Below are 18,156 nucleotides of genomic sequence, written 5' to 3'. Positions count from 1 at the left end.
GCGGGGGAGGGGAGGGCGTTCCGTGTCCGCAGGCATGCCGTCGGCGTCGGTGAAGTCCCAGATGTTCGGGTCCGTGCTGGGCTTTCTGCCCGACTGGGCGCAGATCACGGTGCCGGCCCTGATCGTGCTCGCCGTCGCCGCGTCCTGGGCCGTCGGGATCAAGCGCAGGATCGCGTACCGCCGCGCCGTTCGCGACGGGCAGCCGGTCCACGCCGCCGCCCGGCACGGCCGGGGCACCGGCGCGGACCAGCCGGGCGCCTACGCGCCGCGGGCCACCCGGCCGCAGAGCGGCGCCGACTTCCTCGGCGCCTACGCGCCCAGACCCCGCCAGGGCGACGATCCCGCCTGATTCCCCCACCGCCCGGCCCGCGATCCCGCCCGTCCGCCTGATGGACCGGCGGCCGGACGCCCGGTCCGGACGTGGGAGGATCGGAGATGGCGGACCGGGGCCGCGCACCCCGTCACGCCACAGTCGTACACGAGGACACGTGTACGCAGGGCAGTACCGGGGCGCGAGCATGGAGGAGCACCGTTGAGCAGGTTGCGCTGGCTGACCGCGGGGGAGTCGCACGGTCCCGCACTCGTCGCGACGCTGGAGGGGCTTCCCGCCGGTGTGCCGATCACCACGGACATGGTGGCGGACCACCTCGCGAGGCGGCGGCTGGGCTACGGTCGCGGCGCCCGGATGAAGTTCGAGCGCGACGAGGTCACCTTCCTCGGCGGCGTCCGGCACGGCCTGACCCTCGGCTCCCCGGTCGCGGTCATGGTGGGCAACACCGAATGGCCGAAGTGGGAGCAGGTCATGGCGGCCGACCCGGTCGACCCGGAGGTGCTGGCCGGCCTGGCGCGCAACGCCCCGCTGACCCGCCCCCGCCCCGGCCACGCCGACCTGGCCGGCATGCAGAAGTACGGCTTCGACGAGGCCCGGCCGATCCTGGAGCGCGCCTCGGCCCGCGAGACCGCCGCCCGCGTGGCGCTGGGCGCGGTGGCACGGTCGTACCTGAAGGAGACGGCCGGCATCGAGATCGTCAGCCACGTCGTCGAGCTGGCCGCGGCCAAGGCGCCGTACGGCGTCCACCCGACCCCCGCCGACGTGCAGCGGCTGGACGAGGACCCGGTGCGCTGCCTGGACGCGGACACCTCGAAGGCGATGGTCGCCGAGATCGACCAGGCCCACAAGGACGGCGACACCCTCGGCGGCGTGGTCGAGGTGCTGGCGTACGGGGTGCCGGTCGGCCTCGGCTCCCACGTCCACTGGGACCGCCGACTGGACGCCCGTCTGGCCGCCGCCCTCATGGGCATCCAGGCGATCAAGGGCGTCGAGGTCGGCGACGGCTTCGACCTGGCCCGCGTGCCCGGTTCCAAGGCGCACGACGAGATCGTCGCCACCGACGAGGGCATCAAGCGCGCCTCCGGCCGCTCCGGCGGCACCGAGGGCGGACTCACCACCGGTGAGCTGCTGCGCGTACGCGCGGCGATGAAGCCCATCGCCACCGTGCCGCGGGCGCTGAAGACCGTGGACGTCGTCACCGGCGAGGAGGCGGCCGCCCACCACCAGCGCTCCGACGTGTGCGCCGTGCCGGCCGCCGGCATCGTCGCCGAGGCCATGGTCGCCCTGGTGCTCGCGGACGCGGTGGCGGAGAAGTTCGGCGGCGACAGCGTCACCGAGACCCGCCGCAACGTGACGTCGTACCTCGAGAACCTGGCCATCCGATGAGCTCGCCGGTCATCGTGCTGGTCGGCCCGATGGGCGTGGGCAAGTCCACCGTGGGCCGGCTCCTGGCCGAGCGCCTGGGCGTGGGCTACCGGGACACCGACGACGACATCGTCGCCGCCGAGGGCAGGACCATCGCCGACATCTTCGTCGACGAGGGCGAGCCCGCCTTCCGCGCCATCGAGAAGCGCGCGGTGCGCACCGCGCTCACCGAGCACGGGGGCGTCCTGGCGCTCGGCGGCGGCGCGGTCCTCGATCCCGACACGCGCGCGCTGCTCACGGGCCTGCGGGTCGTCTACCTGTCGATGGACGTCGAGGAAGCGGTCAAGCGGACCGGTCTCAACGCCGCCCGCCCGCTCCTGGCGGTCAACCCGCGCAAGCAGTGGCGCGAACTGATGGAGGCCCGCCGTCACCTGTACGAGGAGGCCGCCACGGCCGTCGTGCCCACGGACGGCCGCACCCCCGAAGAGGTCACGGAAGCCGCCCTGAACGCACTGGAGTTGAAGGAAGCATGAGCGAGGCAGTGACGCGGATCCACATCGGCGGCACGGCGGGCACCGACCCCTACGACGTCCTGGTGGGCCGCCGGCTCCTCGGAGAGCTGGCCGGACTGATCGGCGACCGGGCCAAGCGGGTCGCGGTCGTGCACCCCGAGGCGCTCGCCGAGACCGGCGACGCGCTCCGCGCCGACCTGGCCGGCCAGGGGTACGAGGCGATCGCCATCCAGGTGCCCAACGCGGAGGAGTCCAAGACCGCCGAGGTCGCCGCCTACTGCTGGAAGGCGCTGGGCCAGTCCGGCTTCACCCGCACCGACGTCATCGTCGGCGTGGGCGGCGGCGCCACCACGGACCTGGCCGGCTTCGTGGCCGCGACCTGGCTGCGCGGGGTCCGCTGGATCGCCGTCCCGACCACGGTGCTCGCCATGGTGGACGCGGCCGTGGGCGGCAAGACCGGCATCAACACGGCCGAGGGCAAGAACCTGGTGGGCGCCTTCCACCCGCCCGCCGGCGTGCTGTGCGACCTGGCGGCCCTGGACTCCCTCCCGGTCAACGACTACGTCTCCGGACTCGCCGAGGTCATCAAGGCCGGCTTCATCGCCGACCCGGTGATCCTGGACCTCATCGAGTCCGACCCGCAGGCCGCCCGCACCCCGTCGGGCCCGCACACCGCGGAACTGATCGAGCGCTCGATCCGGGTCAAGGCGGACGTCGTCTCGTCCGACCTGAGGGAATCGGGTCTCCGCGAGATCCTGAACTACGGCCACACCCTCGGCCACGCCATCGAGAAGAACGAGCGCTACAAGTGGCGCCACGGCGCGGCGGTCTCCGTCGGCATGCACTTCGCCGCCGAACTGGGCCGTCTCGCGGGCCGCTTGGACGACGCCACCGCGGACCGCCACCGCACGGTCCTCGAATCGGTCGGCCTCCCCCTGCACTACCGCTACGACCAGTGGCCCAAGCTGCTGGAGAACATGAGGATCGACAAGAAGTCCCGTGGCGACCTGCTGCGCTTCATCGTCCTCGACGGCCTCGCCAAGCCCACGGTGTTGGAGGGCCCGGACCCGGCCGTGCTGCTCGCCGCGTACGGCGAGGTCGGGGAGTAGCCCCGGGCACTCATCACCGCCCCCGGCCGTTCACACAACGACGGCAGGGGGCGGTACCGTTCGGTAGCACGCGGGTCACCCCCGCTGTCAGCGCCCCATCGCCTGTACGAGACGGAGTGGCACCGGATGCAGCACGCAGTGGGTTCTCCGCTGCCGCCGCCCCACCAGCCGGGGCACGGACCGGCCGTCGGCTGGTCACCGGCCGCACACCACCCGGGCCACCACCCGGGCTCCGCCCCAGCGCCCGTGCCTCCTGCGGTACCGGGCCATCCCGCGCCCCCGCCCGGCCCCACCCCGCCCCTCGCGGGGCCGCGGCACGCCTCGATGCCACCGCCGCCGGACACCACCGGCCACGTACCGCTGCCGCCCGGCGCCCCGGTCGCCATGCCCAGCCCGCCGCAGGCCCCCACCGCACCCGACCCGGCCGGGACGATCATCGCGGTGCTGCTGATAGGCCCCGCGGGCGCCGGCAAGACGAGCGTGGCCAAGTACTGGGCGGACCACCGCCGGGTCCCCACGGCCCACATCAGCCTCGACGACGTACGCGAGTGGGTCCGCTCCGGGTTCGCCGACCCGCAGTCCGGCTGGAACGACAACTCCGAGGCTCAGTACCGCCTGGCCCGCCGCACCTGCGGCTTCGCCGCGCGGAACTTCCTCGCCAACGGCATCTCGTGCATCCTCGACGACGCGGTCTTCCCCGACCGTCCGGTCGTCGGCCTCGGCGGCTGGAAGCGGCACGTGGGCCCCGGCCTGCTGCCGGTCGTCCTCCTCCCCGGCCTGGACATCGTCCTGGAACGCAACGCGGAACGTTCCGGCAACCGCCGTCTCACCGACGAGGAGGTGGCCCGTATCCACGGCCGGATGGCCGGCTGGTACGGCTCGGGTCTCCCCATCATCGACAACTCCCAGCTGGACATACCGGAAACGGCCCGCATCCTGGACGACGTCCTGGCCCGCGCGATAGCCAGCCCTCCGCAGTGGTGAACGCGGGGCCCCCGTAGCCGCCCCCTTGCCGCAGCGGCCCCCGCAGCCGGCGCCGACCGGGCCGCGGTGTCACTTGCCCGCAGCCGGGGCGGCCCGGCGCGACTGCCCCCAGCCGGCCCGGACGCTCCCGCAGATGCCGATGCACGGGAGCGGGGTGTGGTGGTGGGGCGGAGGCCGCCGCTCCCCCGGTCCGCGCGTGCGGCACTGTGACAGCACCGGACGGGCCCGGCTGCGGCGGACTCGCCGCACCACCACACCCCCGGCCCCGCGGCGCAACCGCTCGCGCCCCGCAGCGCCCCCGCGGCGTCCCCACTCGGCCCCGCTCGACCGGCGACATCCGGCCACCGCTCCTAAGCTCGAAGAATGTCAGAGGTCTACGCGGTCCGCCGGACGCGGCTACGGGAATGCTGCAATGCGGGCGGCAGCGCGGCGGCGCTGGTGTCCCGGCCCGCAAACGTGCGCTACCTCGCCGGCGCCGCCCCCGAGGGCGCCGTGCTGCTGCTGGGCAGGACCGAGGACCTGCTGGTGTGCGCCGGCCCACCCGACGACCGCGCGCCCCAGAGCCGCCCCGACGACTCGCTGCGCGTGCACGTCGTACCCGGCACCGGCGGCGACACCGCCGCCCTGGCCGCCGACCTCGCCGTCGGCCAGGGCGTCGACTCCCTCGCCGTCGAGGAGCACCACCTCACCGTCACCCGCCACCGCGCGATCCGCGACGCCGCCCCCCGCCTCCGCCTCGCCGGCCTCGGCTGCGCGGTCGAACAGCTCCGCGTCGTCAAGGACGAGGAAGAGATCTCCTGCCTCCGCATCGGCGCGGAGATCACCGACCAGGCCCTCGGTGAACTCCTGGAGTCCATCCTGGTGGGCCGCACCGAACGCCACCTCGCCCTCGAACTCGAGCGCCGCCTGGTCGACCACGGCGCCGACGGCCCCGCCTTCCCCACCTCCGTGGCCACCGGCCCGAACGCCGGCCGCCCCGGACACCGCCCCACCGACCGCCGCGTCGAGGAGGGCGACTTCCTCTCCGTCTGCCTGGGCGCCACCTACCGCGGCTACCGCTGCGAGATCGGCCGCACGTTCGTCATCGGCACGGCCCCCGCGGACTGGCAGATCGAGCTGTACGACCTCGTCTTCTCCGCCCAGCGCGCCGGCCGGGAGTCCCTGGTCCCCGGTGCCGCCTGCCGTGACGTGGACCGCGCGGCACGCCACGTGCTGGACTCCGCCGGGTACGGCGAAGCCCTCCCCGAGCTCACCGGTCACGGTGTCGGACTCGAAATCGACGAGGACCCTCAATTGACCCCTGCGGCCATGGGTAAACTGGACGCTTGCGTGCCGGTCACCGTCGAACCGGGGGTCCACCTCCCGGGCCGGGGCGGAGTCCGGATCGATGACACGCTCGTCGTACGCCCCGAGGCGGACGGCGGACCCGAGCTACTCACCATCACGACCAAGGAGCTGCTCGCGCTCTAGCCCCGTGCTGTGCGCCTGCCCCGGCCGTCGTCCACGTCAGTCCAGTCCAGGAGATTCCGCAACCGTGGCTTCCACGAACGACCTCAAGAACGGCATGGTGCTCAAGCTCGAAGGCGGCCAGCTCTGGTCCGTCGTCGAGTTCCAGCACGTCAAGCCCGGCAAGGGCCCGGCCTTCGTGCGCACCAAGCTCAAGAACGTGCTCTCCGGCAAGGTCGTCGACAAGACCTTCAACGCCGGCGTCAAGGTCGAAACGGCCACCGTCGACAAGCGCGACATGCAGTTCTCCTACATGGACGGCGACTACTTCGTCTTCATGGACATGGAGACCTACGACCAGCTCATGGTCGACCGCAAGGCCGTCGGCGACGCCGCCAACTTCCTCATCGAGGGCTTCACCGCCACCGTCGCCCAGCACGAGGGCGAGGTGCTCTTCGTCGAGCTCCCGGCCGCCGTCGAGCTGACGATCCAGGAGACCGAGCCGGGCGTCCAGGGCGACCGCTCCACCGGCGGCACCAAGCCCGCCACCCTGGAGACCGGCCACCAGATCCAGGTCCCGCTCTTCATCACCACCGGTGAGAAGATCAAGGTCGACACCCGCACCAGCGACTACCTCGGCCGGGTGAACAGCTAACCGTGGCTGCCCGCAACACGGCCCGCAAACGCGCCTTCCAGATCATCTTCGAGGGCGACCAGCGCGGCGCCGAGGTCCTGACGGTCCTCGCCGACTGGATCCGGCACGCCCGGTCCGACACCCGGCAGCCGCCGGTGAGCGAGTACACGATGCAGCTCGTCGAGGGCTACGCGGAGCACGCGAAGCGCATCGACGAGCTGATCTCCCAGTACTCGGTCGGCTGGACGCTCGACCGGATGCCGGTCGTCGACCGCAGCATTCTGCGGCTGGGCGCCTATGAGCTGATCTGGGTCGACGAGACCCCGGACGCCGTGGTCCTCGACGAGATGGTGCAGCTGGCGAAGGAGTTCTCGACGGACGAGTCCCCCTCGTTCGTGAACGGGCTGCTCGGTCGGCTCAAGGAGCTCAAGCCGTCCTTGCGCCGGGAGTAGAAGCGTCCGGCGGGGGCGTGCGGGGAACCGCGCGCCCGGCCCGCGACGGCCCGCGGCCGGCAAGGGACCGCGGCCGGCTCACGAAAAACCGCCGGGGGGGGGGGGGCCCCCCCGGGGGGGGGCCCCCCCGGGCCGGGGGGGGGGGGGGGGGGCCCGGGGGGGGGGGGGCCCCGGCCGGGCGGGCCCCGCCCCCCGCGCCCGGGGGGGGCCGGGGGGGGGGCGGGGGCCGGGCCCCCCCCCCCCCCGGGGGGGGGGGGGGCCCCCCCCCCCGGGCCCCCCCCCCCCCCCCGGCGGCACGTTTCTGCGTACCCGCGGAGCGGTTACGCCTCCTCGTGCGTGGCCACCGCGCGGCGGGCGTCCGCGTCCAGGACGCCCCAGCTGATCAGCTGCTCGGTGAGGACCGAGGGCGACTGGTCGTAGATGACGGCGAGGGTGCGCAGGTCGTCCTGGCGGATCGAGAGCACCTTGCCGTTGTAGTCACCGCGCTGCGACTGGATCGTCGCCGCGTACCGCTGCAGCGGGCCCGCCTTCTCGGCCGGCACCGTGGCCAGCCGCTCCAGGTCCAGGACCAGCTTCGGCGGCGGCTCGGCGGCGCCGCCCGGGGTCGTGCCCGGCAGCAGCTCCTGCACCGGGACACCGTAGAAGTCCGCCAGCTCCGCGAGGCGCTGCACGGTCACGGCACGGTCGCCGCGCTCGTACGAACCGACCACGACCGCCTTCCAGCGGCCCTGGGACTTCTCCTCGACACCGTGGAGGGAAAGGCCCTGCTGGGTGCGGATCGCCCGGAGCTTGGCCCCGAGCTGTTTGGCGTATTCGCTGGACATATAGCTCCCCGGCACTGGGTCGACGCGGTTCTGGCTGGTTTCCATGCCGCGCGGCTGGTAACTCACTGTGAGGTTACGCAGCGTTACTCTCGTGCGTCAAGCCGAATGGTCCACACCGACTCTTCCGTGGTAGCGAAGATCGGTTGCGCCATCGGGGTGATCGGGGGTGTCGCTCCGCGCCGATCCCGGGCTGATAGTCTGGGCGACGCAATCCGACGTCCTTTAAGGTCCGTCCCGTGAGGCGGAGAAGGAGGTCCGTTTCACATGGACAAGCAGGACACGCAGTCCGATGCGCGGCCCGTTCTCGAAGGCCCCGACATCGCGCGGGTGCTGACCCGCATCGCCCACGAGATCGTCGAACGCGCCAAGGGCGCCGACGACGTGGTGCTCCTCGGCATCCCGACGCGAGGCGTCTTCCTCGCCCAGCGGCTCGCCGCCAAGCTCGAGCAGATCACCGAGCGCAAGGTCCCGGTCGGCTCGCTGGACATCACCATGTACCGCGACGACCTGCGCATGCACCCGCCGCGTGCGCTGGCCCGCACCGAGATCCCCGGTGACGGCATCGACGGCCGGCTGGTCGTCCTCGTCGACGACGTGCTCTTCTCCGGCCGCACCATCCGCGCCGCCCTCGACGCGCTGAACGACATCGGGCGCCCCCGCGCGGTGCAGCTCGCCGTCCTCGTCGACCGCGGCCACCGCGAACTGCCCATCCGCGCCGACTACGTCGGCAAGAACCTCCCCACGTCGCTGCGGGAGACGGTCAAGGTCCTGCTCGCCGAGGAGGACGGTCGCGACACCGTGCTGCTCGGCGCCAAGCAGACCGCCCAGTAGCACCGCGGAGCGCACGCCGACGGCGCACGCCGGCCCGGCACGCCCACGCGCGTACCCGTCTGCCCGATTCCGCCTCATTGAACTGCCTTACGGAGCCTGACAGATGCAGCGTCATCTCATCTCGGCCGCCGACCTCACCCGCGACGACGCCGTCCTCATCCTCGACACCGCCGAGGAGATGGCCCGGGTCGCCGACCGGCCGATCAAGAAACTGCCGACCCTGCGCGGCCGCACGGTCGTGAACCTCTTCTTCGAGGACTCCACCCGCACCCGGATCTCCTTCGAGGCCGCCGAGAAGCGGCTCTCCGCGGACGTCATCAACTTCACCGCCAAGGGCTCCAGCGTCTCCAAGGGCGAGTCCCTGAAGGACACCGCCCAGACCCTGGAGGCCATGGGCGTCGACGCCGTGGTCATCCGGCACGGTGCCTCCGGAGCTCCGTACCGCCTGGCCACCTCCGGCTGGATCGACGCCGCCGTCATCAACGCCGGCGACGGGACCCACCAGCACCCCACCCAGGCCCTGCTCGACGCCTTCACCATGCGGCGCCGCCTCGTCGGCCGGGACGCCGGACTCGGCCAGGACCTCTCCGGCCGGCGCATCACCATCGTCGGCGACGTCCTGCACAGCCGGGTCGCCCGCTCCAACGTCGACCTGCTGCACACGCTCGGCGCCGAGGTCACCCTCGTCGCCCCGCCGACCCTGCTGCCGGTCGGCGTCGGCACCTGGCCCTGCGAGGTCTCCTACGACCTCGACTCGACGCTGACCAAGTCCGACGCGGTGATGATGCTGCGCGTCCAGCGCGAGCGGATGAACGCCGCGTTCTTCCCCACCGAGCGGGAGTACTCGCGCCGCTACGGCCTCGACGGCGACCGCATGGCGCGGATGCCCGAGCACGCCATCGTGATGCACCCCGGCCCGATGGTCCGCGGCATGGAGATCACCGCCGAGGTCGCGGACTCCGACCGCTGCACCGTGATCGAACAGGTCGCCAACGGGGTCTCCATCCGGATGGCCGTCCTCTACCTGCTGCTGGGCGGCAACGAACCCGCCGTCACCCACCCCTCGCCCACCACCGCCCTTGCAACGAGGCGCTCCGCGCCCACCTCTGAACTCCGTACCACCGAGGAGAAGTAAGAACCATGAGCAAGATCCTTATCCGCGGTGCGAAGGTGCTCGGCGGCGAGCCGCAGGACGTCCTGATCGACGGCGAAACGATCACCCAGGTCGGCACCGGGCTGTCCGCCGAGGGCGCCGAGGTCGTCGAGGCCGCCGGCAAGGTCCTGCTGCCCGGCCTGGTCGACCTGCACACCCACCTGCGCGAGCCCGGCCGCGAGGACTCCGAGACCGTGCTGACCGGCACCCGCGCGGCGGCGAGCGGCGGCTACACCAACGTCTTCGCCATGGCCAACACCTTCCCGGTCGCCGACACCGCCGGCGTCGTCGAGCAGGTCTGGCGGCTCGGCCAGGAGTCCGGCTACTGCGACGTGCAGCCCGTCGGCGCCGTCACCGTCGGCCTGGAGGGCGCCAAGCTCGCCGAACTGGGCGCCATGCACGAGTCCGCGGCCGGCGTCACCGTCTTCTCCGACGACGGCAAGTGCGTCCACGACGCCGTGATCATGCGCCGCGCGCTGGAGTACGTGAAGGCCTTCGACGGGGTCGTCGCCCAGCACGCGCAGGAGCCGCGGCTGACCGAGGGCGCCCAGATGAACGAGGGCGTCGTCTCCGCCGAGCTGGGGCTCGGCGGCTGGCCGGCCGTCGCGGAGGAGTCGATCATCGCGCGGGACGTGCTGCTCGCCGAGCACGTCGGCTCCCGCGTCCACATCTGCCACCTGTCGACGGCGGGCAGCGTCGAGATCGTCCGCTGGGCCAAGTCCCGCGGCATCCGCGTCACCGCCGAGGTCACCCCGCACCACCTGCTCCTCACCGACGAGCTGGTCCGGTCGTACAACCCGGTCTACAAGGTCAACCCGCCGCTGCGCACCGAGCGGGACGTCCTGGCCCTGCGCGAGGCGCTCGCCGACGGCACGATCGACATCGTCGCCACCGACCACGCCCCGCACCCGCACGAGGACAAGGACTGCGAGTGGGCCGCCGCCGCCATGGGCATGGTCGGCCTGGAGACCGCGTTGTCGGTGGTGCAGGAGACCATGGTCGACACGGGTCTGCTGGACTGGGCCGGCGTCGCCGACCGCATGTCCTTCACGCCCGCGCGCATCGGACGGGCCGAGGGCCACGGCCGTCCCGTCTCGGCAGGTGAGCCCGCCAACCTCACCCTCGTCGACTCGGCATACCGTGGCCCTGTGGACCCCGCGGGCTTCGCCTCGCGCAGCCGCAACACCCCGTACGAGGGCCGCGAGCTGCCGGGCCGTGTCACGCACACGTGGCTCCGGGGCAAGGCCACGCTCGTCGACGGGAAGCTCACGTGACACCACCTGTACTCCTGCTGGCCGCCGAGAAGGAATCGGCGGAAGTGACCGACTGGGCCGCCCGGATCGGCTGGGTCGTCGGACTCGCCCTCTTCGTGGCGCTCGTCTACTGGCTGATGCGCGAGGGCTGGAAGTGGCGCGGCACGCTCCAGGGCGACCTGCCCGAGCTGCCTTCCCGCCCGTCGCCCGCCACCACCCTCGACGGAGGCGGCAAGCCGCCGCTGCCTGGAATGCCGGACGAGCCCGGCCCGGCGAGACTGACGATGAGCGGCCGCTACCACGGCTCCACCACCGCCGGTCAGTGGCTCGACCGCATCGTCGCGCACGGCCTGGGCACCCGCAGCCGGGCCGAGCTCACGCTGACGGACGCCGGACTGGACGTCGTACGCCCCGGGGCGAACGACTTCTTCGTCCCGGCGGACGCGCTGCGCGGGGCCCGGCTCGACAAGGGCATCGCCGGCAAGGTGCTCACCGAGGGCGGCCTGCTCGTCGTCACCTGGGCGCACGGCGAGCGGCAGATCGACTCGGGCTTCCGCTCCGACCACGCGGCCGAACACAACGAATGGGTCGAGGCCCTGAACCAGATGATCAACAAGACGGAAGGCGCACGATGACAACCTCCACCAGGGGAGCCACCAAGGTTCCCGCCGTGCTCGTCCTGGAGGACGGCCGGATCTTCCGCGGCCGTGCCTACGGGGCGGTGGGGGAGACCTTCGGCGAAGCGGTGTTCTCCACCGGCATGACCGGATACCAGGAGACCCTCACCGACCCGTCGTACCACCGCCAGGTCGTGGTGATGACCGCCCCGCACGTCGGCAACACCGGCGTCAACGACGAGGACGCCGAGTCCAAGCGGATCTGGGTCTCCGGCTACGTCGTGCGCGACCCCGCGCGCACGCCGTCCAGCTGGCGCTCCCGGCGCCCGCTGGACGAGGAGCTCGCCGCGCAGGGCGTCGTCGGCATCAGCGGCATCGACACCCGCGCGCTCACCCGGCACCTGCGCGAGCGCGGCGCCATGCGCGTCGGCATCTTCAGCGGCGACGCCGTGCGCGACGACGCCGCGCTGCTGGCCCGCGTCCAGGAGGCGCCGCAGATGAAGGGCGCCGACCTGTCCGCCGAGGTCGCCACCACCGAGCCGTACGTGGTCCCCGCGATCGGCGAGAAGAAGTACACCGTCGCCGCCGTCGACCTCGGCATCAAGGGCATGACTCCGCAGCGCATGGCCGAGCGCGGCATCGAGGTGCACGTCCTGCCGGCCACGGCGACCGTGGACGACGTCTACGCCGTCAACCCGGACGGCGTGTTCTTCTCCAACGGCCCCGGCGACCCCGCCACCGCCGACCACCCCGTCTCCGTGATGCGGGGCGTCCTGGAGCGCGGCACCCCGCTGTTCGGCATCTGCTTCGGCAACCAGATCCTGGGCCGCGCCCTCGGCTTCGGCACCTTCAAGCTGAAGTACGGCCACCGCGGCATCAACCAGCCGGTGCAGGACCGTACGACCGGCAAGGTCGAGGTCACCGCGCACAACCACGGCTTCGCCGTCGACGCCCCGCTCGACAAGGTCTCCGACACCCCGTTCGGCCGTGCCGAGGTGTCCCACGTCTGCCTGAACGACAACGTGGTGGAGGGCCTCCAGCTGCTCGACCGCCCGGCCTTCAGCGTCCAGTACCACCCCGAAGCGGCAGCGGGCCCGCACGACGCCGCCTACCTGTTCGACCGCTTCGTTTCCCTGATGGAGGGCCAGCGTGCCTAAGCGCACCGATATCCAGTCCGTCCTGGTCATCGGCTCCGGCCCGATCGTCATCGGCCAGGCCGCCGAGTTCGACTACTCCGGCACCCAGGCGTGCCGCGTCCTCAAGGCCGAGGGCCTGCGCGTCGTCCTCGTCAACTCCAACCCGGCGACGATCATGACCGACCCGGAGATCGCCGACGCCACCTACGTCGAGCCGATCACCCCCGAGTTCGTCGAGAAGATCATCGCCAAGGAGCGGCCCGACGCGCTGCTGCCCACCCTGGGTGGTCAGACGGCCCTGAACACGGCCATCTCGCTGCACGAGAACGGCGTCCTGGAGAAGTACGGCGTCGAGCTGATCGGCGCCAATGTGCAGGCGATCCACAAGGGCGAGGACCGCGACCTGTTCAAGGAGGTCGTCGAGGAGGTCCGCAGGAAGATCGGCCACGGCGAGTCCGCCCGGTCCTACATCTGCCACTCCATGGACGACGTCCTCAAGGGCGTCGAGGAGCTCGGCGGCTACCCGGTCGTCGTCCGCCCGTCCTTCACCATGGGCGGCGCCGGCTCCGGCTTCGCGCACGACGAGGAGGAGCTGCGCCGCATCGCCGGGCAGGGCCTCACCCTCTCGCCGACCACCGAGGTGCTCCTGGAGGAGTCCATCCTCGGCTGGAAGGAGTACGAGCTGGAGCTGATGCGCGACAAGAACGACAACGTCGTGGTCGTCTGCTCCATCGAGAACTTCGACCCCATGGGCGTGCACACCGGCGACTCGATCACCGTCGCGCCCGCGATGACGCTGACCGACCGCGAGTACCAGGTGCTGCGCGACGTCGGCATCGCGATCATCCGCGAGGTCGGCGTCGACACCGGCGGCTGCAACATCCAGTTCGCGGTCGACCCCGAGGACGGCCGGGTCATCGTCATCGAGATGAACCCGCGCGTGTCGCGTTCCTCGGCGCTCGCCTCCAAGGCGACCGGTTTCCCGATCGCCAAGATCGCCGCCAAGCTCGCCGTCGGCTACACCCTCGACGAGATCCCGAACGACATCACCCAGGAGACCCCGGCCTCCTTCGAGCCGACGCTCGACTACGTCGTCGTGAAGGCCCCCCGGTTCGCCTTCGAGAAGTTCCCCTCGGCGGACTCGACGCTGACGACCACCATGAAGTCGGTCGGCGAGGCCATGGCCATCGGGCGCAACTTCACCGAGGCCTTCCAGAAGGCGCTGCGCTCGCTGGAGAAGAAGGGCAGCCAGTTCACCTTCGTCGGCGACCCCGGCGACAAGGAGGAGTTGCTGCGCGAGGCGGTGCGCCCGACCGACGGCCGGATCAACGCGGTCATGGGGGCCATCCGCGCGGGCGCCACCCCCGAGGAGGTCTTCGACGCCACGAAGATCGACCCCTGGTTCGTCGACCAGCTCTTCCTCATCAAGGAGATCGCCGACGACCTGGCCGCCGCCCCCGAGCTGACCGTCGACCTGCTCTCCGAGGCCAAGCGGCACGGCTTCTCCGACCAGCAGATCGCCGAGATCCGCGGTCTGCGCGAGGACGTCGTCCGCGAGGTCCGGCACGCGCTGGGCATCCGCCCGGTCTACAAGACGGTCGACACCTGCGCCGCCGAGTTCGCCGCGAAGACGCCGTACTTCTACTCCTCCTACGACGAGGAGACCGAGGTCGCGCCCCGGACCAAGCCGGCCGTCATCATCCTGGGCTCCGGCCCGAACCGCATCGGCCAGGGCATCGAGTTCGACTACTCCTGCGTCCACGCCTCCTTCGCGCTGAGCGACGCCGGCTACGAGACCGTGATGGTCAACTGCAACCCGGAGACCGTCTCCACCGACTACGACACCTCCGACCGGCTGTACTTCGAGCCGCTCACCCTGGAGGACGTCCTGGAGATCGTCCACGCCGAGCAGCAGGCCGGACCGGTCGCGGGCGTCGTCGTCCAGCTCGGCGGGCAGACCCCGCTCGGCCTGTCGCAGGCGCTGAAGGACAACGGCGTGCCGATCGTCGGCACCTCCCCGGAGGCCATCCACGCCGCCGAGGACCGCGGCGCCTTCGGCCGGGTCCTCAAGGAGGCCGGACTGCCGGCCCCCAAGCACGGCACCGCCACCACCTTCGCCGAGGCCAAGGCCATCGCCGACGAGATCGGCTACCCGGTCCTCGTCCGCCCGTCCTACGTGCTCGGCGGACGCGGCATGGAGATCGTCTACGACGAGACCCGGCTGGAGTCCTACATCGCCGAGTCGACCGAGATCAGCCCCTCCCGGCCGGTGCTCGTCGACCGCTTCCTCGACGACGCCATAGAGATCGACGTGGACGCCCTGTACGACGGCGAGGAGCTCTACCTCGGCGGCGTCATGGAGCACATCGAGGAGGCCGGCATCCACTCCGGCGACTCGGCGTGCGCCCTGCCCCCGATCACCCTGGGCGGCTTCGACATCAAGCGGCTGCGCGCCTCCACGGAGGCCATCGCGCGCGGTGTCGGCGTGCGCGGTCTGATCAACATCCAGTTCGCGCTGGCCGGGGACATCCTGTACGTCCTGGAGGCCAACCCGCGCGCCTCGCGCACCGTCCCCTTCACCTCGAAGGCGACCGCGGTGCCGCTGGCGAAGGCCGCCGCGCGGATCTCGCTGGGCGCCACCGTCGCCGAGCTGCGCGCCGAGGGCCTGCTCCCGGCGAACGGCGACGGCGGCGAGCTGCCGCTGGACGCGCCGATCTCCGTCAAGGAGGCCGTGATGCCGTGGTCCCGCTTCCGGGACATCCACGGCCGCGGCGTCGACACCGTGCTCGGCCCGGAGATGCGCTCCACCGGCGAGGTCATGGGCATCGACTCGGTCTTCGGCACGGCGTACGCCAAGTCGCAGTCCGGCGCCTACGGCCCGCTGCCGACCAAGGGACGCGCGTTCATCTCGGTCGCCAACCGCGACAAGCGTTCGATGATCTTCCCCGCGCGGGAGCTGGTGGCGCACGGCTTCGAGCTGCTCGCCACCTCCGGCACCGCCGAGGTCCTCAGGCGCAACGGCATCAACGCCACCGTCGTGCGCAAGCAGTCCGAGGGCACGGGACCGAACGGCGAGAAGACCATCGTCCAGCTCATCCACGACGGCGAGGTCGACCTCATCGTCAACACCCCGTACGGCACCGGCGGCCGCCTCGACGGCTACGACATCCGCACGGCCGCCGTGGCCCGGTCCGTGCCGTGCCTGACGACGGTCCAGGCGCTCGCCGCCGCGGTCCAGGGCATCGACGCGCTCAACCGCGGCGACGTGGGCGTGCGCTCACTGCAGGAACACGCGGAACACCTGACCGCGGCCCGCGACTAGGGCCTGTCCGGCGGATCGGGCCCCGCGTCTCCGGCATGATCCGCCGGGCCGGCCCTGACAGCCCCCAGGGGGACACCGGAAACGGTGTCCCCCTCTTCATGAGGACACCATGTACAAGATTCTCTTCACTCTGCTCTTCCGGCGGATGGACCCGGAGCAGGCCCACCACCTGGCCTTCCGCTGGATCCGTCTGGTCGCGCGCGTCCCCGGCCTGCGCACCTTCGTCGCCGCCGTGCTCGCCCCCCGCCACGAGGAGCTGCGCACCGAGGCCCTCGGGCTGCGCCTGCACAGCCCCTTCGGCCTCGCCGCCGGCTTCGACAAGAACGCCGTCGGCATCGACGGCATGGCGATGCTCGGCTTCGACCACGTCGAGATCGGCACGGTGACCGGGGAGCCGCAGCCCGGCAACCCCAGGAAGCGGCTGTTCCGTCTGGTCGCCGACCGGGCCCTGATCAACCGCATGGGCTTCAACAACGAGGGCTCGCTCGCCGTCGCGGCCCGCCTGGCCTCCCGCACGCCCGTCTTCAGGACGGTCGTCGGCGTCAACATCGGCAAGACCAAGGCCGTACCGGAGGCCGAGGCCGTCGCCGACTACGTGAAGTCCGCCGAGCGGCTGGCGCCGTACGCCGACTACCTGGTCGTCAACGTCTCCTCCCCGAACACGCCCGGACTGCGCGACCTCCAGGCCGTGGACCACCTGCGCCCGCTGCTCTCCGCCGTCCGCGAGGCCGCCGACCGGACCGTGCCGGCCCGCCGGGTGCCGCTGCTGGTGAAGATCGCCCCCGACCTCGCCGACGAGGACGTCGACGCGGTCGCCGACCTCGCCGTGGAACTCGGCCTGGACGGGATCATCGCCACCAACACCACCATCGCACGCGAGGGACTCGGCCTGACGTCCCCGCCCGCCCTCGTCCAGGAGACCGGCGGTCTGTCCGGCGCCCCCCTCAAGGCACGCTCCCTGGAGGTGCTGCGCCGCCTCTACGCGCGCGTGGGCGACCGGATCACCCTGGTCGGCGTCGGCGGCATCGAGAACGCCGAGGACGCCTGGCAGCGCATCCTGGCCGGTGCCACGCTGGTCCAGGGGTACAGCGCCCTCATCTACGAAGGCCCCTTCTGGGGCCGCGCCATGCACAAGGGGCTCGCCGCGCGGCTGCGCACCAGCCCGTACGCCACGCTCGCCGACGCGGTGGGCGCCGACGTGAGGACGACGGCATGACCGGTCCGGAACCCTTCGGCGCGCGGCTGCGCCGCGCGATGGACGAGCGGGGCCCGCTGTGCGTGGGCATCGACCCGCACGCCTCCCTGCTCGCCGAGTGGGGCCTGAACGACGACGTCACGGGCCTGGAGCGGTTCAGCCGCACGGTCGTCGAGGCGGTCGCCGACCGGGTCGCCGTGCTCAAGCCGCAGAGCGCCTTCTTCGAGCGCTTCGGCTCGCGCGGGGTCGCCGTGCTGGAGGCGACGGTGCGCGAGGCGCGGGAGGCCGGGGCGCTGGTCGTCATGGACGCCAAGCGCGGCGACATCGGCTCCACCATGGCCGCCTACGCCGAGGCCTTCCTGCACCGGGACGCCCCCCTGTTCTCCGACGCGCTCACCGTCTCGCCGTACCTCGGCTACGGCTCGCTGAGCCCGGCCGTGGCGCTGGCCCGGGAGAGCGGCACCGGGCTGTTCGTACTGGCGCTGACGTCCAACCCGGAGGGCGGCGAGGTCCAGCACGCGATCCGCGCCGACGGGCGCACCGTCGGGGCGACCGTGCTCGGGCACCTGGCCGTCGAGAACGCCGGCGAGGAGCCGCTCGGGTCCTTCGGCGCGGTGGTCGGCGCGACGCTCGGCGACCTCTCCTCGTACGACCTGGACATGGGCGGGCCGATCCTCGCGCCCGGTATCGGCGCGCAGGGCGCCACGGCGGCCGATCTTCCGGCGGTCTTCGGCGGCGCGGTGCGCAACGTCGTGCCGAACGTCAGCCGGGGAGTGTTGCGCCACGGTCCCGACGCGGTCGCTCTGCGTGACGCCGCGGAGCGGTTCGCGGAGGAGATCAGGGCCGCCGTGACGCCGACCTGAACCGGCCGACGAGGGAATCCGTGGTCGCCGGACTCTGGATACATCCTCAAATCCAGGGGAATATGTCTTAAATGTCCGGCCTGGCGGAGGCTGACCAGGACTTTTCCGCAGTTCTCGCTGACTCCGGCG

Annotated in this window: 17 protein-coding genes; 16 read left to right on the top strand and 1 reads right to left on the bottom strand. The window is 72.2% G+C overall.

Annotation, left to right across the window (positions count from 1 at the left end; translation table 11 throughout):
• The first annotated feature begins 22 nt into the window (after positions 1–22).
• From ACFY3N_RS20945 to nusB, 8 genes are all read left to right on the top strand, one after another.
• The gene (locus ACFY3N_RS20945) at positions 23–349 is read left to right on the top strand and encodes a hypothetical protein (RefSeq protein WP_390818193.1); all 327 of its coding nucleotides are present in this window, start codon (positions 23–25) and stop codon (positions 347–349) included.
• Between the two features lie 183 nt (positions 350–532).
• Positions 533–1,717, top strand: coding sequence for a chorismate synthase (gene aroC / locus ACFY3N_RS20940; protein WP_390818192.1), 1,185 nt, complete (start codon positions 533–535; stop codon positions 1,715–1,717).
• Entirely contained in the window at positions 1,714–2,229 is a 516-nt protein-coding gene (locus tag ACFY3N_RS20935) for a shikimate kinase (RefSeq protein ID WP_390818191.1), read from the top strand. Before aroC ends, ACFY3N_RS20935 begins: the two co-directional genes overlap by 4 nt.
• Positions 2,226–3,317 carry a 3-dehydroquinate synthase gene (gene aroB / locus ACFY3N_RS20930; protein ID WP_390818190.1) on the top strand — a complete coding sequence of 364 codons (1,092 nt, stop codon included), beginning with the start codon at positions 2,226–2,228 and terminating at the stop codon, positions 3,315–3,317. Before ACFY3N_RS20935 ends, aroB begins: the two co-directional genes overlap by 4 nt.
• A 126-nt stretch (positions 3,318–3,443) precedes the next feature.
• The gene (locus ACFY3N_RS20925; RefSeq protein WP_390818189.1) at positions 3,444–4,301 is read left to right on the top strand and encodes a Pro-rich N-terminal domain-containing protein; all 858 of its coding nucleotides are present in this window, start codon (positions 3,444–3,446) and stop codon (positions 4,299–4,301) included.
• A gap of 363 nt (positions 4,302–4,664) precedes the next feature.
• On the top strand, positions 4,665–5,771 hold the full coding sequence (locus tag ACFY3N_RS20920; protein WP_390818188.1) for an aminopeptidase P family protein: 1,107 nt from the start codon (positions 4,665–4,667) through the stop codon (positions 5,769–5,771).
• A 64-nt stretch (positions 5,772–5,835) separates the two neighbouring features.
• Positions 5,836–6,402, top strand: coding sequence for an elongation factor P (gene efp, locus ACFY3N_RS20915; RefSeq protein WP_217129986.1), 567 nt, complete (start codon positions 5,836–5,838; stop codon positions 6,400–6,402).
• 2 nt (positions 6,403–6,404) lie between these two features.
• Positions 6,405–6,833 (top strand): transcription antitermination factor NusB, encoded by a 429-nt coding sequence (nusB, locus tag ACFY3N_RS20910; RefSeq protein ID WP_390818187.1) that lies wholly within the window; start codon positions 6,405–6,407, stop codon positions 6,831–6,833.
• Positions 6,834–7,153: 320 nt separating this feature from the next.
• On the opposite strand, the gene bldD is transcribed toward nusB, so the two are convergent.
• Positions 7,154–7,657: a transcriptional regulator BldD gene (gene bldD / locus ACFY3N_RS20905; RefSeq protein ID WP_014671524.1), complete on the bottom strand. Its 504-nt coding sequence runs from the start codon at positions 7,655–7,657 to the stop codon at positions 7,154–7,156.
• A gap of 264 nt (positions 7,658–7,921) precedes the next feature.
• On the opposite strand from bldD, the gene pyrR reads away from it, so the two are divergent.
• The 8 genes from pyrR to pyrF all read left to right on the top strand — a co-directional run bounded on the left by pyrR (position 7,922) and on the right by pyrF (position 18,027).
• Positions 7,922–8,488, top strand: coding sequence for a bifunctional pyr operon transcriptional regulator/uracil phosphoribosyltransferase PyrR (gene pyrR / locus ACFY3N_RS20900; protein ID WP_390818186.1), 567 nt, complete (start codon positions 7,922–7,924; stop codon positions 8,486–8,488).
• A 103-nt stretch (positions 8,489–8,591) separates the two neighbouring features.
• Positions 8,592–9,623 carry an aspartate carbamoyltransferase catalytic subunit gene (locus tag ACFY3N_RS20895; RefSeq protein ID WP_390818185.1) on the top strand — a complete coding sequence of 344 codons (1,032 nt, stop codon included), beginning with the start codon at positions 8,592–8,594 and terminating at the stop codon, positions 9,621–9,623.
• Positions 9,624–9,628: 5 nt separating this feature from the next.
• A complete protein-coding gene (locus ACFY3N_RS20890; protein ID WP_390818184.1) occupies positions 9,629–10,915 on the top strand; it encodes a dihydroorotase in 1,287 nt (428 codons plus the stop codon).
• Complete coding sequence (locus tag ACFY3N_RS20885) at positions 10,912–11,529, top strand: hypothetical protein (RefSeq protein WP_390818183.1); 618 nt, start codon at positions 10,912–10,914, stop codon at positions 11,527–11,529. The genes ACFY3N_RS20890 and ACFY3N_RS20885 overlap by 4 nt, the downstream gene beginning before the upstream one ends.
• Positions 11,526–12,668 carry a glutamine-hydrolyzing carbamoyl-phosphate synthase small subunit gene (carA, locus tag ACFY3N_RS20880; protein WP_390818182.1) on the top strand — a complete coding sequence of 381 codons (1,143 nt, stop codon included), beginning with the start codon at positions 11,526–11,528 and terminating at the stop codon, positions 12,666–12,668. The genes ACFY3N_RS20885 and carA overlap by 4 nt, the downstream gene beginning before the upstream one ends.
• The gene (gene carB, locus ACFY3N_RS20875; protein WP_390818181.1) at positions 12,661–15,969 is read left to right on the top strand and encodes a carbamoyl-phosphate synthase large subunit; all 3,309 of its coding nucleotides are present in this window, start codon (positions 12,661–12,663) and stop codon (positions 15,967–15,969) included. The genes carA and carB overlap by 8 nt, the downstream gene beginning before the upstream one ends.
• A gap of 109 nt (positions 15,970–16,078) precedes the next feature.
• Entirely contained in the window at positions 16,079–17,185 is a 1,107-nt protein-coding gene (locus ACFY3N_RS20870) for a quinone-dependent dihydroorotate dehydrogenase (protein WP_390818180.1), read from the top strand.
• A complete protein-coding gene (gene pyrF / locus ACFY3N_RS20865; protein WP_390818179.1) occupies positions 17,182–18,027 on the top strand; it encodes an orotidine-5'-phosphate decarboxylase in 846 nt (281 codons plus the stop codon). The genes ACFY3N_RS20870 and pyrF overlap by 4 nt, the downstream gene beginning before the upstream one ends.
• The last annotated feature ends 129 nt before the right edge of the window (positions 18,028–18,156 follow it).

Source organism: Streptomyces sp. NPDC000348, assembly GCF_042898795.1.
Taxonomy (GTDB): domain Bacteria; phylum Actinomycetota; class Actinomycetes; order Streptomycetales; family Streptomycetaceae; genus Streptomyces.
This window is presented reverse-complemented; position numbering and strand designations above follow the sequence as displayed.

Coding starts and splice junctions, on each gene's coding strand:
- ACFY3N_RS20920 (WP_390818188.1), top strand. CDS start 4,665: ATGTCAGAGGTCTACGCGGTCCGCCGGACGCGGCTACGGGAATGCTGC.
- carA (WP_390818182.1), top strand. CDS start 11,526: ATGACAACCTCCACCAGGGGAGCCACCAAGGTTCCCGCCGTGCTCGTC.
- bldD (WP_014671524.1), bottom strand. CDS start 7,657: ATGTCCAGCGAATACGCCAAACAGCTCGGGGCCAAGCTCCGGGCGATC.
- ACFY3N_RS20935 (WP_390818191.1), top strand. CDS start 1,714: ATGAGCTCGCCGGTCATCGTGCTGGTCGGCCCGATGGGCGTGGGCAAG.
- pyrR (WP_390818186.1), top strand. CDS start 7,922: ATGGACAAGCAGGACACGCAGTCCGATGCGCGGCCCGTTCTCGAAGGC.
- ACFY3N_RS20895 (WP_390818185.1), top strand. CDS start 8,592: ATGCAGCGTCATCTCATCTCGGCCGCCGACCTCACCCGCGACGACGCC.
- pyrF (WP_390818179.1), top strand. CDS start 17,182: ATGACCGGTCCGGAACCCTTCGGCGCGCGGCTGCGCCGCGCGATGGAC.
- aroB (WP_390818190.1), top strand. CDS start 2,226: ATGAGCGAGGCAGTGACGCGGATCCACATCGGCGGCACGGCGGGCACC.
- ACFY3N_RS20870 (WP_390818180.1), top strand. CDS start 16,079: ATGTACAAGATTCTCTTCACTCTGCTCTTCCGGCGGATGGACCCGGAG.
- ACFY3N_RS20890 (WP_390818184.1), top strand. CDS start 9,629: ATGAGCAAGATCCTTATCCGCGGTGCGAAGGTGCTCGGCGGCGAGCCG.
- ACFY3N_RS20925 (WP_390818189.1), top strand. CDS start 3,444: ATGCAGCACGCAGTGGGTTCTCCGCTGCCGCCGCCCCACCAGCCGGGG.